Origin of the sequence: Trichococcus patagoniensis (assembly GCF_003051085.1) — a bacterium.
Classification (GTDB): domain Bacteria; phylum Bacillota; class Bacilli; order Lactobacillales; family Aerococcaceae; genus Trichococcus; species Trichococcus patagoniensis.
Window position 1 is genome coordinate 89,003 of record NZ_QAOM01000010.1, and the last position, 16,700, is coordinate 105,702.

The window sequence follows — 16,700 nt, forward strand, 5'->3', positions numbered from 1 at the left end:
CCCTAAGTTGATCGCATCCGTTGCTCTGGCCAGCGTCCCCCAGCTTGGCATTTTTTGCCATCTCCGGCGAAGCGGCCCTTCGCCGGAGATGGCACCCCAAAAGTATCCGCTGCTCCGGCCAGCGGGTCTTTATCGGAGATTATCGGCCGCTTGCATCCTGTTCTCCGGTCAGGCAGGTCTTCACCGGAGAAGGGGGGATCCGATCTTGGAGCAGACAGAAAAGGGATCGGATAAACGCATCATCAATGGAAATAATGGTGGGCGGAGTGTTTATCATCTTGCCTGAAGCCGATTTCGCTTATAATGAAAGTGAAAATAGAATAGACAATTCTGAATACAATGCCTTAGCTCAGGAAAGGTGGTGGCTCCGATGAAACTGTTCTTGTCAAAAATCCGGGAAGTGCTGCATGCGGTCCTTCCCATCGTCGCGATCGTCCTATTGCTGCATGCCACGCTGACGCCTCTGACCGGGTTGCAGCTCCAACGCTTTCTCCTCGGCGCCTTTCTCATCACCGTAGGGCTCTCGATTTTCCTGCACGGCATCGATTTCAGCATCAGCATGATCGGTAAGGCGATGGGCCGGACCTTCTCCAAAACGGATAATCTCTTTCTCCTAGGTGGCGCAGGGTTGGCGCTCGGTTTCATCATTTCGATTGCGGAACCCGATCTGCACATCCTGGCGGGGCAGGTCGAACGGGTTGCAGCCGGAGCGGTAGCGAAATGGGAAATCATCCTCGTCGTGTCGCTCGGCATCGCCGCCATGCTCGCGCTCGGATTGATCCGGATCGTCAAGAAAATTACCCTGCACAAAATGCTGGCGTTCCTGTACGCCGGCGTGTTCGGCCTAGCCCTGTTCGCCTCCGACGATTTTCTGGCGATCGCCTTTGATGCATCCGGTGCCACGACCGGCGCCATGACGGTTCCGTTCATCATGTCGCTGGCGCTGGGCGTCACGCTTTTGCGAAAGAACACCCTCGCTTCCAATGAGGAAGGCTTCGGCTTGATCGGAGTCGTCTCGGTCGGTCCGATCATCGCGGTTCTGGTGATGGATCTGTTCAGGAACGACCAGGCCACCGCAAACCAAGTCCCAACCACTGTCCCGGCCGGACAAAATCTTTTGGGCCCGTTCCTCGATAAGGTGCCCATCATAGCCGAGGAAGTGTTGCTGGCGCTGTTGCCCATCTTCCTGATTTTCACCATCCTGCAGCGCTACTCCTTCCGCCTCTCGCGCCGCAACGTCTCATGGATCGTCTACGGCCTCCTGCTGACGTACATCGGCCTGTTCCTGTTCCTCCTCGGGGCCCAAGGCGGCTTCATGGACGTCGGCAGGACGATTGGATTCCACGTCGCCTCTTTGGAAAATAAACAATATTTGCTTCTGATCGGCTTCGTGCTCGGTTTCGTCACCGTCTTGGCGGAACCAGCCGTGCACGTCCTGACGCACCAAATCGAGGAAATCACGGGCGGTGCCGTCAAAAGGAAAGCGGTCAGAACCGTGCTCTCACTCGGCATCGGAACGGCAGTCGCCTTGTCCATGCTGCGCATCATTTTCCCTGTCATCCAACTCTGGCATATTCTCCTGCCGGGCTACCTCATCGCGCTGACACTGGCCTTTTTCGTCCCGAAAATGTTCGTCGGCATCGCCTTCGATTCCGGCGGCGTCGCCTCCGGACCGATGACCGCCACCTTCATCCTCTCTTTCGTCCAGGGAGCAGCCAGCGCCATGGCCGGCGACAACCTCCTGTCCGAAAGCTTCGGCATGATCGCCCTCGTCGCGATGACCCCGATTATTGCTGTGCAGCTTTTGGGGCTTGTGTACAAGCTGCGGGCCGAGCGCAGCAGTGGACCGGATATCTGAAGAAGCGAGAAAACCCGCCAAAACCGGTTTGGCGGGGAAACTCCGCCCGGAGCAACCCAAAATAACCCGTCAAAGCATGTTTGGCGGGCTAAAATCGCCCAATGAAAAGAGAAGTAATTTGCTAACCGAAGCCATTAGTCAATAATACACAAAACAAGGCAGCCGCCTCTCCAATGATGGATGAGGCGGCTGCCTGGCTTTGTATCACTTGTTATTTTTGTTTCCGGTATTGTTCCGGCGTCATGTCCGTGAATTTTTTGAAGACTCTGTAAAAGTACTTCTCATTGTCATATCCGACCAGCCTAGAAATCGTCGCAGCGCGCCTGTCGGTCGTTTGCAACAGCGTTTTGGCGGCATCAATCCGCAAACCATTTAGATAATCGACGTATTTCCTCCCGGTCTTTTCTTTGAACAAGGTCGACAGATAAGAACTGTTGATGTAGAAAATATCCGACAGGAAATCCAACGTGATCGGGTCGGCATAGTGGATATCCAGGTAGTCCTTGACGTTGACGATGATATCCTGGGAAGAATACAAGTGCTCATAGGACATCGATTTGGCGATATTCCCCAAAAAATCCAGGAAATAAGTGCTGATATCCATAAAAGTGAAGAGCCGCTCCAGCACTTCCTGATGAATTTCCGGATAGGTATAGTTTGATTGCATCCGGTAGTAATCATCGAGGAACTGCTTCGATTTTTCGATTAAAGACAGACCGATTTTCTTCAAATCAAGAAGGGTCGCGTTGTCGCTGAAATAAGCCGTTTCAAAATAACCGCGCAATTTCTCCTTCAGCACGTTTTCCTTGCCGGTCTCCAAGTAATACATCAGTTCAGCGATATGCGGGAAGGCATATTTTTCATTCTTGACCGTACTGTCATAGTAAAAAAGGGCAGGCTGACTGTGACTTTTCCGGGAATTCAACGCATCAATACAATTGTCATAATAGGAACCGATTGCAGCAGCATCCATCACCGGGCTGCTTATGCCCAACAACACATCATCAGGCAGGCTATTGATGAGACCCGATATTTGTGATTTTTCGATGAGCGAAAAGCGGGTCTGCGCATATTTCGGGACAGGCTCCGAGAAAATCGCGGATTGATCCAGCAAATCCAAGGAAGTTTCCGGATCGCGGCAGACGGAAAGGACCAGATAGTACTGGTTCGGGACAGGGATCATCTTCTGCAGGGCCTTCATACCCAGTTCTGTCTGATGGCCGATGATGGTGCTGATGATCACTTCGTTTTCGTTGCTTTTCTGGGCTTGCTTGTTGTCCAGGATCGCGATGACATCAAGCAGGGATTTTTGGATATCTTCCCGGCTGAATGGCTTCAGGATATAGTTGATGGCATTGGCTTGGATCGCTTTCTGGAGATAAGCGAAATTCTGGTAGCCGCTGATGACAATGATCGGCATTTCTGGGAACTGCCTTTTCAGATAATCAAGAAACTGGACGCCATCATATTCCGGCATGTCCATATCCGTGATCACAAAATCGACAGGGTTTGCTTCCAGATAGGTGAGGGCTTCCTTGCCGTTGCCCGCTTCGAAGGCGCATTGGATTGGCAGGTCCAACTTTTCGATTTTCTTTAAAGTCCCTTTTCTAATCAGTATTTCATCGTCCGCAATTAAAAATTGATACATTTTCTAGTTCACCGCTTCCTGAATTGGTAAATGAATGACGACCGTAGTGCCTTTTTCTATATGACTGAAAATCGTAATGCCGTAATCGGTCCCACTGAAATTCTTGATTCGGGCTTCGATGTTGATCAAGCCGATATGGGCAGTCTTTTCCCGCACCAAAGTCGATGCTTGAAGCAACTCAGCCCGCAATTTGTATAGGTTTTGCTCGCTCATTCCGATGCCGTTGTCGGATACATAAAGATACAGATCATCTTCGATAATTGCGGCGGAAACCCTTATTTCCCCATCGAATCCGCCTTTGTTCATTCCATGGTAGATGGCATTTTCCACCAACGGCTGCAGGATTATTTTGGGCACCGTCGCAGCGAGGATCTGCTCGCTGGTGATGTTATTGCGGTAGTCGATTGCATGTTGGTAACGGATCTCCTGGATATGTAGAAAGTCCTCGACGTTCTGCAATTCCTCGGCTACTGTGGCCTCGTTGATGAAGCCGTTGGAGGCGTAGCGGAACATATTCGATAAGGAAAGAGTCATGACCGATATTTCATCTATCTCTTCTATCTCAGCCAAGGAATTGATCGATTCCAGCGTATTGTAAAGGAAATGCGAATCGATCTGGTTTTTGTAAACGTTCAGCTCCGATTTCAGCAGCGACTGTTCCGAATTGAGTTTATCGATCAGAAACGCATCCAGTGTCTCCAACATGTTGCGGTATTCCTGATAGAGGATTCCGATTTCATCCGATCTGTTCTCGTATTTGTTTGCACGGAAGTGATAATTCGTCGTCTGTTTTTTTCGCATCAGACTGGATAAATTGACGATCGGTGTAGTGAACAAGTTCGAAAAGCGTGTGGATGTCAAGTAAATAGCGATAACCAGTAGAACCAAAATGATGAACAGGTTTCGCAGCAGGCTTTTGAATAATTCCGCATACTCGCTGTTGTCGATCGTCACCGCCAGCAGGATGGGTTGGCGATTGAGATTTATCGTTGTCTCCAACTGGCTCGTGTCGGCAATCAGCTTATCGGAAGCGGCTGTGTAGAGTACCGTGTTATTTTTTGTTTCCTTCAATTCGAACCCGATGACTTTATCCGGGAAATTCTGGGAAATGAAATCAAAAAATTTAGGTTCGCAGTTCACTACGAGCGTTCCGAGCAGTTCCTTTGAGTAAAAATCATAGATGGTCCTGGAAAAGAAGAGTGTCGGATCGGCGCCGGCGTTGATGATCGCCGGATCCTCCTCAGCCACAGAAATGTTCAGGTTTCCTTTCGCTTCGAGTGTTTCCCGGTACCATTCACTCGCAAGCGGATCGTATCCGTAGGAAAAATCCTTTTGCGTATTCGAATAAGAAATGATTTCGCCATTTGGCAGTATGATGGCCATAAAATTGATGTAATCCATCCGATAAATCACGGTACGGAAAATACCCTCGATCTCTTCGGAGGAATAGAACAGATTCTCCGGCGTATAGGCCTCCTCATCGGCGTATTTCCGCAAGTCCGTCATCAAATCGTACGAACTCTTCGAGAAAAATTGCACCTTTTCGGTGAGGATGTCGATGTCATTGATCTTCTCCTCGACGATGGAGGCGCTCCGGTTCAAAGAATTTTTTGTATTCGCTTCCAAATCTTGGGAAGAAAAATGATAGTACATCCCGAACGAAAGCAGCGTCACGACCATCAAAGATGCTGTTGCGATAACGAAAATCGCGAGGCGGAGTTGCTTGTTTATTTGCATGTAAAGACCTCCCGTTGCATAATCCAAAAAAAGTATACCACGAAATAAGAAAAAAAATTACTCAATCTAAATTATGATAAGACTATAAAAGAAATGGAGGAATCAAAATGAAAAGGATTTTACGTTTGTCGGCTTTGGCTATTGCATCAATGGGTGTGCTTGCTGCTTGTGGGAACGGTGGCGGCAGCACCGATGATTCTGCGGCGGATAGTGGAGAAAAAACAATCACGGTAATGGCTTCCGGAGTAAAGGATGGGTCACAAGGAGTATTTTTAGAATCATTCAAAGAATTAGTCGAAAAACAATACCCCGACTACACAGTCGAAACGACGCTGTTGCCGGATGATCAGTATTACACAGCTTTGAAAAGCAAACTTTCCACCGGTCAATCACCGGATCTGTTTTTAGTACAACCCAAAAAAGCCAGCGCAAGTTCCGTTGAGGAAATGGCAGAAGCCGGTTACATCGAAGACCTTTCCGATCTGGAAAACTGGGACAAACTAATTGATCAGGCGAAAGCTGACATGTCTTATGAAGACAAACCTTACGCCTTGTCAAGCAGTGTCGGAGTGCTGGGAACTTGGTACAACAAGGATGTGTTTGAGCAGAACAACATCGCGATACCGACGAATTGGCAAGAATTCCTGGCTGCCTGTGAACAACTGAAAGCGGCTGGCATCACCCCGATCGTGATGGGTGACAAAGATTCCTATATGATCCAATTCGGGATGTATCAGGTCGCAGCCAACCAAGTCTACACTGCAAATGCTGATTTCGATAACCAGCTCTACACAGGCGAGACGAAATTCACGGACGAAGAGTGGGTCAACACAATAACAATGTACAAAGAGTTGTATGACAAAGGCTATGTGACCGAAAACTCGCTTGGATTGGGCCAACCGCAAGCGCAGCAATTGTTCATGGACCAAAAAGCAGCGATGATCTTTGACGGCGACTTCAGCTACCCGGCTCTGGAAGATGCTGCCTTCAACCTTGGATTCATGGGAATGCCGGCTAATGATGAAGGGGACACTTACATCGCAGCTGCAACCGGCGCTGGTTACGCAATCAGTTCACAGAGCGAACACAAAGACATGCTTAAGGACGTTTTCAACGAAATGACGGATGGATCATCCGAACTATACAACGCTTGGGTTTCAACAGCAACGTCCTTTTCTACTTATAAAGGCGTAGAGTTGAGCAATGAAGTGTTTGCCGATGTCGTGCCAGCATTTGAAGCAAGCCAATCCTTCTACTGGTGCAACCAAGCGTGGCCAGCCGGTACTGAAACAGAGATGCAATCCAAATTCAGCGAGATGATCGGAACAGGGAAAGTCACGCCTGAAGAAGTTGCTGAAGCGATGCAAAAGAAATTCGAAGAACTTAAATAGACGAACTTAAATATAAGAAAGCTTGTTCTGGAGAGGCCAAAGAAGACCTCTCCGGAACATTCTTTATAAAGGAAGGATGAATATTAAAATGGAACTGAAGCAAACGACGACAGCCGCTCCAAAAAAGAAGGCAATCAGCTTCCTGTTCAAAAAGAACCAATCCCTGGTCATGAATAACCGCATGTATCTTTTTGTTATTCCTGCTCTGGCAGTATTCGGCACTTTTTGGATCTGGCCTTTTCTGAAGCTGTTCACCTATAGTGTGACGGATTTCAACGGCTTTAACCTGAACTACAATAATGTGGGATTCGACAATTTCAAAGCGATCTTTGAATCCGGTATTCTGTTCAACTCGATCGGGAACACCTTGACCTATACGGCCTTGTTGGTGATCGGCGGCAACCTTTTAGCACTTATTTTGGCATTCGCCCTCAACAGCAAAATCAAAGGCATGGCTTTTTACCGCTCGGCAGCCTACATTCCGGCACTTTTCAGCGCCATCGTCATCGGCTTTGTCTGGAGCTACGTGTACATGCCCGAATCCGGCTTGATTGCTTCCGTAATGAACTTGTTCGGACTTGACGGCGCTGGCTTCAACGTCCTCGGCGACTACGGCAAAGCCCTCTACGGAATCACGCTCGTCGATGTCTGGAAAAACGTAGGGCAGACGATGATCATTTACTTGGCGGGTCTGCAGACGATCGATGACTCCGTTCTGGAATCCGCTGAAATGGATGGCTGCACCGGTTGGCAAGCGATCCGTCATGTCAAAATTCCTTTACTTGCGCCTTCCATCACGATCAATGTCATCCTGAACGTCATCAACGGCCTGAAAGCCTTCGACTATCCTTTCATCATGACGAACGGTGGACCTGGGGATTCGACGAATACCTTGATGTTCTCAATCTACAAGATGGCCTTTACGGAACAACAATTCGGCAAGGCAGCCGCCTTTTCGGTAGTCTCGTTTATCGTCATCATTGCTATAACAGCAGTGCTGCTAGTATTTATGTCCAAGAAAGAGAGTGAGATGGAATGAGTAAAAAATCAAGCAATTTAGCAGTCCACATCGGATTGAGCGTATTCTTATTGGTTACCTTATCACCTCTTGCCATCGCGTTGTCGACTTCCTTGAAAAGCCCAGGGGACAAATCTTCACCCTTGATGCTGTTTTCGGATCTTTCATTCGAAAGCTACCGTGTGGCATTTGAAAAGATGAATTTTATGACATCCTTCATGAATAGTTTGATTACGACGATAGGCAGTGTCGTAATCGTCGTCCTGTTGGCGGCGATGGCAGCCTACCCATTAGGCAGAATCAACAGCAAACTGAGCAAAGCCCTCTACATCCTGTTCATTTCCGGACTGGTCATTCCAGGGCAGATGGTCATCATCCCGATTGCGCAAGTGTTCAGCACAATCGGTATCCCAAGCAACCGGTTCACGCCCATGATCATGTTCATCACCTGCAGCATCCCGTTCTCGACGTTCCTGTACACGGGGTTCATGCGCAGTGTCCCTCCCGAAATAGAGGAATCGGCTTATTTGGACGGGGCCAATCTCTTCACGCGCTTTTTCCGGATCGTCTTCCCTTTACTTGTACCAGCGACCGTTTCCGTCGTGATTACGCAAGGCATCTGGATCTGGAACGATTATTTCTATCCGCTGATTTTCGTCAACAAACAGGCTGAAATGAGCCTACCGGTCACGATGCTGAACTTCTTGGGCGATAAGGAGAATCCTGCCCAGTGGAGCGTCCTCTTCGCCGCCTGTATTTTGTGCGCCATTCCATTGATTACGCTATTCTCATTACTGCAGAAATATTTCATAGGCGGCATCTCGGCAGGCGCAGTGAAAGGATGATGAATCGTGACTGACCGACTGACAAAATTGATGGGATTGTTCGATTTGTTTTATCGTGTGATCATCCTGAACACCCTGTTTCTGGTGACGAACGCCTTCTTTTTCCAAGTATTCTTCCTGTTTGATTTCAAAGTCGTGTTCTTCCCGATCTATCTGCTGACCAGCCTCACGCTATTGCCCAGCATTCTGGCCTTGCTGCGGACGGCGCATGCATTGAAAGGGGAGAACAGCTCCGGCATCTTCAGGATCTACCTGAAGGAACTATGGTTCACGGTGCGGAATGAAATGCATCTGTCGGCGCTTTTGACGTTGGCTTTCTACCTCGGCATGACCACCCTTTATGTATCAGCCGTGACCGGCCCAATCACGTATTTGCTCTATGCGATGAACATCGTACTAATCGTCTTTGAAATGAGCTTCGGCATCAACCTGACCCGAGAAGCCATTTCGTTCAAGGGACGGAACCTGTTGAAACAGGCTCTTGCGACATACCTGCCGAATTTCCTGAAAAATGCGGCCCTTCTCGGGATGACTGCCCTCAGCATTTTTGTTTCCTTCAAGCTGTCCTATATGGCGATCATCTTTGTTTTTGGGGCAGCGATCATGTGCCTGCACGGCCTATTTCATAACAGCAGAAAGGACATAAACAAATATGGAGTTCCAAACTAACCCTGATATCCGTTTTATCACCAATGAAGCTTTCGAAGCAAAAATCAAACAGATCGAAATTGAAATGTACCACGAACAAGTGCTGCCAAAAAGAATCGTCGCTGCAGCGCCAGAGTCAGCATCCGCAAACGAGCTGGTGGAAGTGGCCGGATACGATCCCGGCGAAGGCATCCGGATGGACCGCAAAGAGCAGGTGATTGTCGATTTCGGCGAACACTGCGTCGGCAGAGTCTCGCTTGCGATCACCTCCTTGGGCAGCCCACCGGATGCACCTGCAAAATTGCGGTTGTCTTTTGGCGAAACGCCTGTCGAAGTGATCCGCTCGTTCGACAGCTACAAAGGCGAGTTGAGCGCTTCTTGGCTCCAGGAAGAACTGTTGACGATCGATGTGCTTCCGGAAACCTTGGAGCTCAAACGCCGATATGCTTTCCGCTACCTGAAGATCAAAGTGGTGGACACGTCCCCAAAATACCAGATCAACCTGAAGCTGAGCTGCACAACGGAAAGTTCCGCCGACAAGGAAAAGATGAAGCGATTGGAAACCGACGATCAGCTACTGCAGGAGATTGATCGGGTTTCGCAGAAAACGCTGATGCAATGCATGCAGGACGTGTTCGAGGACGGACCGAAACGGGATAGACGCTTATGGTTGGGTGATCTGAGACTGCAGGCTTTGGCCAACTACGCCACTTTTGGAGCGAACGACCTAGTCAAAAAATGCCTCTATCTCTTTGCGGCCCAAACGACGAGCGAAGGGCAGGTCTCTGCTAATGTCTTCATCGAGCCGCGATTGATTCCTGACGATACCTTCCTGGCGGACTACAGCCTTTTCTTCATCGATACTTTATTGGACTATTACCGCGAGACGAACGACAAGGAAACGTTGAACGATCTATACGCCACAGCTGTCGCGCAAATGCGCGTGTTGGAAGATAACATCCTGCCGACCGGGGAAGTTGTCGTACCCCAAGGCTGGTGGGCTTTCATCGATTGGAACGAACCGTTGAATAAGCAGATCGCCATCCACGGCATTTTCATCTACTCCTATAAACGACTGAAAGAATTGGCTCTTCATATGGCGGACAACCAGTTGGTCAAGGAGCTGGATGATAAAATCCAAGCTTTGGAGCAGTATGCTTTGAACACTTACTACAATGAAGAAAAAGGCTTGTTCGTAGATCCGGCGAGCGGACAGATCGCGATCCCATCGCAGACATGGATGCTGCTGGCTGAAATTGGCGATGGGGACCTGCGTAGGAATGTACTGGAAAACTTGCTGGCTCTGGATGATGAATCGGTTGTCGGATGCAACTCGCCTTACATGTACCACCATTATGTGGAAGTATTGTTGCAGGAAGGCTTCCGCGAAGAAGCCGTCCGCATCATCAAACTGTACTGGGGCGGCATGGTCGAAAACGGCGCTGACACCTTCTGGGAAGTCTATTATCCCGAAGACGTCACATTCTCGCCTTACGGGGATGAAATGATCAACAGCTATTGCCACGCCTGGAGCTGCACGCCTTGCTATTTGTTCAGGAAATATGGGATAGTTTGAGACGGAACTATATAGAAACAACCTGGGCAGCCGGCTTTTTTAGTCCGAATGAGCCTGAAAAGCACGAATGTCGGTTGAACGAAGAGCGAATGTTGCCGAAGAGCCGACGAAACTCCGATGTGTTGACTGAACAGAAAGCGGCGGATGCTGAACAGCCGACAAGAAGAAAAATCGTCGACTGAACGAAGGGAAAAGGAAAACAAACAGCCGAGAAACCATGTATGTCAGGCTTACGCCCATCGAAAGCACAAAACACCCTAGAACAACATAACTGCTCTCCAAATATACAATAAACAGGCAGCTAACTCTCCAACAAAGGATGAGGTAGCTGCCTGTTTTTAGTCCGAATGAGCCTGAAAAGCACGAATGTCGGCTGAACGAAGAGCGGAGGATACCGAAGAGCCGACTTACGCGCGGTATGTCGACTGAACGAGGAGTGAGGAATACCGAACAGTCGACGCAATCGATCCGGTACCCCACCTCATTTGCGCAGAAATAGACTTGTGTTCCATAAATAATAATACTTTCCTCAAATACAGAAGCCGTATAGCAAATTATGCGTATACTATCTTTGAAAATAAATATTGGAGGCGGATGAATTGGCATTTAAGGAACGCACGAAATCCATGAACCTACGCATTTATGAAATTTTGGCCAGTCGTATGCGATTGGATAAAGAGGATTATTATTACTATCTCAATTTGAAAAAAGGCTATGAGGGTGAGTGCAAATTTGATGGATTGACAGAAAAACTGGGGGCGAAATGTATTATTTTGAATGATTTGCAGTTGGAAATTAGACGTTCTTCATTACAGATAGATGCATTGCTAATTTGTGAAGGTAAAATATTGTTATATGAAATCAAGAATTATGCAGGTGTACATCACTGGGGGCCGGAAGAATTTACGAAGCAATCGGGCACTACTTTGGAAAATCCTTCCCTGCAGCTAACAAAAACAAAAGTCAGGCTGCGGAAGCTCTTGAAAAGCATGGGATACTCGATGGAAATTGAAGCATTCATTATATACGTCAATCCGGAATTTTCTATCTGGGGAGCCCCATGCGAGGGGGACAGCATTCTTCCTGGGCAGATTTCGGAGCATTTCCGCGAACTGCAAAATATGACACCCGTAACGAATCTGAAATTGGAAAAGTTGGCGCAAGCACTTGTTGATTGCCATGACCCTGAATACCCAAGCAAATTGATCAAATATGACTACGAGAAGATGAAAAAAGGCATCAGTTGCCCAACTTGTGGGCTGCTCGTACAAAATTTCTGCAGACGCTCACATATGTGTGAAAGCTGTGGGAAGAAATTAATCATACAAAAAGCCATCAGTAACAGTATTTCAGACTTTCATACGCTTTTTCCAGAAGAAAAATTGACAACAAAACGTTTGGCAGATTGGTGTGGTACGGAGCATACAAATCGCGTGTATAAGGTTTTGAAACGAGAGTATCAGGCTGCTGGAAGTGAACGTGGAAGATACTATGTCCCATTGAACACAATGTGAATAAGGAATGTAGATGGATCTAATGAACGTGCGTTGCGCGGAAGAGCCGACGCCGACAATCGTGCGGTATGTCGGCTGAACGGGAAGCGAAGGATACCGAAGAGCCGAGCGAAACCGTGTATGTCAGGCTAACGACCATCGAAAGTGCCCAACACCCTAGAACAACATATCTGCCCTCTAAATAAACAATAAAAAGGCAGCAGCCAATCCAACGATGGATGAGACTGCTGCCTTTTTTAGTACGCATAAATTCTGAAAAGCGCGTATGTCGGCTGAACGAAGAATGAAAAACACCGAACAGTCGACATCCGTGTGGTATCTCGACTGAACGTAGAGTGAAAACTACCGAAGAGTCGACGTCGGCGGAGTATGTCGACTGAACAGACAATGAAAATTACCGAACAGTCAATGAACGGCGATTTTGTGACATAAAAAGCATCGGCTCCCTAAGGAACCGATGCTTTTTGGTGCTATTACCCGAAAAATACCCGTATCAAAACAACTGCCATCGCGACCTGCACGGCACCGACAGTCAACCCATAAAGCATGGCTTTGGGGCCTTCTTTGATGATGTCGGCGAATTTGACGCGCATGCCGATTGCGGCAAGGGCGGCGACTTCGAATTGGCTGCTGATCGCTTTTGAGGCGACGAGGGCGCTGTCGGGGACGCCGATGAAGCTGCGGATCAGGAAGAGGACGACGAATCCGGTCAGGAACCACGGCACGCCGTAGGAGACGGCTGCCGGGCTAGCGGCTGATTCCGCTCCGCCAGATCCTTCGCTTGCAGCAGTAACCCCCGCGCGCTTTTTGCGCGTGAACAAAGGCTCACCTTCATTCATGTTCATCCGCCCGTACAATACAGCGACGCCGATGATGAGCAGGACGCGCATAAGCTTGAAGACGGTCGCGAGCGTGACGACGTCGTCATTGACGAGTTTGGCGGCGGCGACGACTTGGCCGACGGATTGGACGGTTCCGCCGATCAAAGCGGATGTCCGGAGCGTGTCGCTGCCGTACAGGACAGCGCCCAAAAGCGGCAGCAGGATCATCAGCGCGGTGCCGGTCAGGTTGACGATGGTGATTGAGATGCCTTTGTCCTTGTTGTCGGCTTTGACAATCGGCGCAACGGTGCCGATGGCGGAGGAGCCGCAGACGGCGTTGCCGGCGCCCATCAGCAGCGAGAAGCGTTTGCCGAAGCCGAAGAATTTGCCCAACCGGTAGGTGACAAAAATTGTCAGCCCCATCTGCAGGATAATGAAGATGAAGCCCTTGATTCCGGCTGATTTCAGCACCTGAAAATCAAGAATCAGCCCGTTGAGGACGATGGCGTATTCCAGCAGCCGTTTTTCGGAGAATTTCGTCCCCTGGCTCAATTCCGGCCGGTTCAGGAGCGTGTTCCCGAGCAGCATGCCCAGCAGAATGGCGATCAGCGCGGCGCCCAAAGTCGGCAGGAAGCGCGCTAAATATTGGCTCACGACCGAGATGAGGATGCTGGCGGCGAGGCCAGGCAGGGCGCCGTCGAGTTCTTTTTTGAGTGCGTTCATTTTCATGGAAATTACCCCCTATTTGATGCTTGCATCCATCATTCTACCCGATTTTTTGCATAAATAAAAATAATGATTTATTATGCATGTATAAGCACAGATAATAGGAGGCGCCAAGCATGTTGGATTACCACTACAAAACGTTTCTAACACTGATTGAGGAGGGCAGCTATACGAAAGCCGCCAAAAAATTGAACATAACGCAACCGGCCGTCACCCAGCACATCCAACATCTGCAGGAGGAATTGGGTATCCAGCTGTTGCGCTATGAAGGGAAACAAATGATCGTTACGGAAAAGGGAAAGTATCTTGAAGAACAACTGTTGTTGCTGAACCGCGACATTCTGCGAATCCGCAAGCAGCTAAATCAGCAGGACGATGCACCGGCACTGACTTTCGGAGCAACGCTGACGATCGGCGAATACGTCATGCCGGGACTGATCGGCCGCTATCTGGAAAAGCATCCAGGGCACCATCTGTCGATGATCGTAGACAACACGGAGACGCTGATCGGCTTGATCCAGAAAGGCAAAATTGACTTTGCGCTCATCGAAGGCGACTTCAACCAGAGCCAACTCGGCTTCGAAAAGCTGTCCGAAGAGCCATTCATTGGCGTATGTGCAGCCGCAAATCCGTTGTGGAACAGTGAACAGGACTTATGGGCACTCTTCCGGGAGCACCTCTTTGTTCGCGAAGAAGGATCAGGATCGCGGCGGATACTGGAAAAGGCGTTGCTCTCAGAGGGAGCGAGCCTCAGCAGCTTCGAACGGGCGACCGTCGTCGGCGGTATCGGCCCGATCAAGAAGTTGGTGGCGCAGAACCGGGGCATCGCATTCCTCTACCGCATCTCAGTCCAGGCTGAACTGGAGGAGGGGACGCTGAAGGAAATTCCAATCCGGCGCTTTTCTGTGTCGCACCCGTTCCATGTCGTTCATCTGAAAGAATACCGTGGTCGCGGGCCGCTCCAAGAATTCCTGTCTTTTTATCGCTGACTGGAATCGGCCGAACTGTGCTGGGGTGCGCCATCCATCAGCAATTCGTGACGCTCGAAAGCAATCCGAACTTTTCATCAACAATAAATCTTTGACAAACAGTAGGCAGTAGTGTAACTTACTATAGGGACTTTACGATAGAAGACAGTTTTGCCTTCACGTCCATGTCTGTGTAAAGCGATTCCCAAAAGGATTTGTGCACTAACAGAAAGAGGGAAATAGAAATGAAAATTTTTGATTATGAAGATGTCCAGTTGATTCCGAACAAGAGTGTGGTTGAAAGCCGTTCTGAATGCGATACGACGGTGGAGCTTGGTGGCCGTACGTTCAAATTGCCGGTGGTGCCTGCGAATATGCAGACGATCCTGGATGAGGAACTTGCCGAAAAATTGGCGAGAGAAGGTTATTTTTACATTATGCACCGTTTTGATGAGGCGAGCCGTTTGCCGTTCATCCAATCCATGCATCATAAAGGTTTGTTTGCTTCCATCAGTTTGGGGATCAAAGAGGCTGAGTTTGATTTTGTCAATGAGTTAGTGGCTAAAAAAGCCATTCCTGAATATACAACGATCGATGTGGCGCATGGTCATTCCGACCAGGTCATCCGCATGATCAAGCACGTCAAAGAAGTAATGCCGGCAACCTTCCTGATCGCCGGAAACGTAGGCACTCCTGAAGCCGTCCGCGAATTGGAAAATGCTGGTGCTGATGCGACGAAAGTGGGCATCGGGCCCGGTAAAGTCTGCACGACCAAAATCAAGACCGGTTTCGGTACGGGCGGTTGGCAGTTGTCTGCGGTCAGCTGGTGCGCGAAAGCCGCAAGCAAACCGATCATCGCTGATGGTGGCGTCCGCACAAACGGCGACATCGCGAAATCGATCCGTTTCGGCGCAACGATGGTCATGATCGGCTCGTTATTGGCCGGCCACGATGAGTCACCGGGCGAAACGAAGGAAATCAACGGCCGTCTCTATAAAGAGTACTTCGGCAGCGCGTCCGAATACCAAAAAGGCCAACGCAAAAACGTGGAAGGCAAGAAGATCCTGACGCCGTATCGCGGCACGATTGCCGACACGTTGAACGAAATGCGCGAAGATCTGCAGTCATCGATCTCGTACGCCGGCGGAAAAGACATCACAGCCATCCGCAAGTGCGACTATGTTTTGGTGAAAAACTCGATCTACAACGGCGACAGCAACCAAAGCATCATCGAAGCCGGGCGCAGCTCATTCGGCGAAGGCGACACGATCCTATAAGAAAGGCTGAACGGGTTCGTTCAGCCCTGAAAGAAATTTAGGAAATCTGGCCCTGCAACGTTCCCTACGGTCACCTTATACTGGGGCTCTAAGGGATGAATCCCTAAGAGTCCCATGCAAATGAGCATCGCAGAGCGCAATGGGTCAGATTTATCTAATTTCCGAAGGGCTAACCCGTGCAGCTGGACATCTTTCGAGAAGCAAAATATTTTACGAGAAAAGCGGAACAATTGCTTTTCAAAATACATACAGAAAAAGAAGAGGTCATCTCGCTCGTTATGAGATGGCCTCTTCTTTTGCGCCCTCTGAATGGAGAAGTGTAGGTAATCCGTCCCCAGCTCCGGTGAACGGTCTGCTCACCGGAGGACACCGGTAACAATCGGCCTTAACTCCGATGAAGCCACCTTCATCGGAGAACGGAAACGGAATGCATCCTGAACTCCGGCGAAGCCTCCGTTCGCCGGAGAAGAACGTCGAGAGATCCCGCATCTGTCAGGTGTCCGCTAGCTGCAGCCATCTCAATACCCAATCAGATATGAATAACGCTAAAAAAATAAATATAAGAGGGGCCAGCTCATTAAATTATGAGCCGGTCCCTCTTTTTTTTGATAACAAAAGTTTGAATGGTTGGTTTTGCGCACAGGGAAACAGTACCTAACAAAAAGGTTTGAAC

The 16,700-nt window shown here is 49.1% G+C and carries 12 protein-coding genes; 9 read left to right on the top strand and 3 right to left on the bottom strand.

The genetic code is table 11. The annotated features are described in order from the left end of the window. Window positions 1–370 precede the first annotated feature (370 nt). Window positions 371–1,858, top strand: coding sequence for a DUF1538 domain-containing protein (locus C8U37_RS08365; protein WP_108032790.1), 1,488 nt, complete (start codon window positions 371–373; stop codon window positions 1,856–1,858). Window positions 1,859–2,069: 211 nt separating this feature from the next. Here C8U37_RS08365 and C8U37_RS08370 read toward each other — a convergent pair whose 3' ends face one another. Further along, window positions 2,070–3,506, bottom strand: coding sequence for a response regulator transcription factor (locus tag C8U37_RS08370; RefSeq protein ID WP_108032791.1), 1,437 nt, complete (start codon window positions 3,504–3,506; stop codon window positions 2,070–2,072). A 3-nt stretch (window positions 3,507–3,509) separates the two neighbouring features. Further along, a complete protein-coding gene (locus C8U37_RS08375) occupies window positions 3,510–5,243 on the bottom strand; it encodes a sensor histidine kinase (protein ID WP_108032792.1) in 1,734 nt (577 codons plus the stop codon). Window positions 5,244–5,350: 107 nt separating this feature from the next. Between C8U37_RS08375 and C8U37_RS08380 the strand changes: the two genes are divergently transcribed. From C8U37_RS08380 to C8U37_RS08410, 6 genes are all read left to right on the top strand, one after another. Beyond that, window positions 5,351–6,634 carry an ABC transporter substrate-binding protein gene (locus C8U37_RS08380; RefSeq protein WP_108032793.1) on the top strand — a complete coding sequence of 428 codons (1,284 nt, stop codon included), beginning with the start codon at window positions 5,351–5,353 and terminating at the stop codon, window positions 6,632–6,634. An 88-nt stretch (window positions 6,635–6,722) separates the two neighbouring features. Next, a complete protein-coding gene (locus C8U37_RS08385; protein ID WP_211306152.1) occupies window positions 6,723–7,673 on the top strand; it encodes a carbohydrate ABC transporter permease in 951 nt (316 codons plus the stop codon). Further along, entirely contained in the window at window positions 7,670–8,497 is an 828-nt protein-coding gene (locus C8U37_RS08390; RefSeq protein WP_108032794.1) for a carbohydrate ABC transporter permease, read from the top strand. Before C8U37_RS08385 ends, C8U37_RS08390 begins: the two co-directional genes overlap by 4 nt. 6 nt (window positions 8,498–8,503) lie before the next feature. Further along, window positions 8,504–9,166, top strand: coding sequence for a hypothetical protein (locus C8U37_RS08395; protein ID WP_108032795.1), 663 nt, complete (start codon window positions 8,504–8,506; stop codon window positions 9,164–9,166). Next, window positions 9,150–10,721 (top strand): alpha-L-rhamnosidase-related protein, encoded by a 1,572-nt coding sequence (locus tag C8U37_RS08400; protein WP_108032796.1) that lies wholly within the window; start codon window positions 9,150–9,152, stop codon window positions 10,719–10,721. The genes C8U37_RS08395 and C8U37_RS08400 overlap by 17 nt, the downstream gene beginning before the upstream one ends. A 599-nt stretch (window positions 10,722–11,320) precedes the next feature. Beyond that, window positions 11,321–12,235 (top strand): nuclease-related domain-containing protein, encoded by a 915-nt coding sequence (locus tag C8U37_RS08410; protein ID WP_108032798.1) that lies wholly within the window; start codon window positions 11,321–11,323, stop codon window positions 12,233–12,235. A gap of 473 nt (window positions 12,236–12,708) precedes the next feature. Here the strand turns inward: C8U37_RS08410 and C8U37_RS08415 are convergent, their stop codons facing one another. Further along, on the bottom strand, window positions 12,709–13,785 hold the full coding sequence (locus tag C8U37_RS08415) for a YeiH family protein (RefSeq protein ID WP_342749372.1): 1,077 nt from the start codon (window positions 13,783–13,785) through the stop codon (window positions 12,709–12,711). 113 nt (window positions 13,786–13,898) lie between these two features. On the opposite strand from C8U37_RS08415, the gene C8U37_RS08420 reads away from it, so the two are divergent. Together C8U37_RS08420 and C8U37_RS08425 are read left to right on the top strand one after the other, a co-directional pair. Next, the gene (locus tag C8U37_RS08420; protein WP_108032799.1) at window positions 13,899–14,771 is read left to right on the top strand and encodes a LysR family transcriptional regulator; all 873 of its coding nucleotides are present in this window, start codon (window positions 13,899–13,901) and stop codon (window positions 14,769–14,771) included. A 224-nt stretch (window positions 14,772–14,995) separates the two neighbouring features. Further along, window positions 14,996–16,027 carry a GMP reductase gene (locus C8U37_RS08425; RefSeq protein ID WP_108032800.1) on the top strand — a complete coding sequence of 344 codons (1,032 nt, stop codon included), beginning with the start codon at window positions 14,996–14,998 and terminating at the stop codon, window positions 16,025–16,027. Window positions 16,028–16,700 lie beyond the last annotated feature (673 nt).

Coding starts and splice junctions, on each gene's coding strand:
- C8U37_RS08400 (WP_108032796.1), top strand. CDS start 9,150: ATGGAGTTCCAAACTAACCCTGATATCCGTTTTATCACCAATGAAGCT.
- C8U37_RS08415 (WP_342749372.1), bottom strand. CDS start 13,785: ATGAAAATGAACGCACTCAAAAAAGAACTCGACGGCGCCCTGCCTGGC.
- C8U37_RS08370 (WP_108032791.1), bottom strand. CDS start 3,506: ATGTATCAATTTTTAATTGCGGACGATGAAATACTGATTAGAAAAGGG.
- C8U37_RS08380 (WP_108032793.1), top strand. CDS start 5,351: ATGAAAAGGATTTTACGTTTGTCGGCTTTGGCTATTGCATCAATGGGT.
- C8U37_RS08385 (WP_211306152.1), top strand. CDS start 6,723: ATGGAACTGAAGCAAACGACGACAGCCGCTCCAAAAAAGAAGGCAATC.
- C8U37_RS08375 (WP_108032792.1), bottom strand. CDS start 5,243: ATGCAAATAAACAAGCAACTCCGCCTCGCGATTTTCGTTATCGCAACA.
- C8U37_RS08390 (WP_108032794.1), top strand. CDS start 7,670: ATGAGTAAAAAATCAAGCAATTTAGCAGTCCACATCGGATTGAGCGTA.
- C8U37_RS08425 (WP_108032800.1), top strand. CDS start 14,996: ATGAAAATTTTTGATTATGAAGATGTCCAGTTGATTCCGAACAAGAGT.
- C8U37_RS08365 (WP_108032790.1), top strand. CDS start 371: ATGAAACTGTTCTTGTCAAAAATCCGGGAAGTGCTGCATGCGGTCCTT.
- C8U37_RS08420 (WP_108032799.1), top strand. CDS start 13,899: ATGTTGGATTACCACTACAAAACGTTTCTAACACTGATTGAGGAGGGC.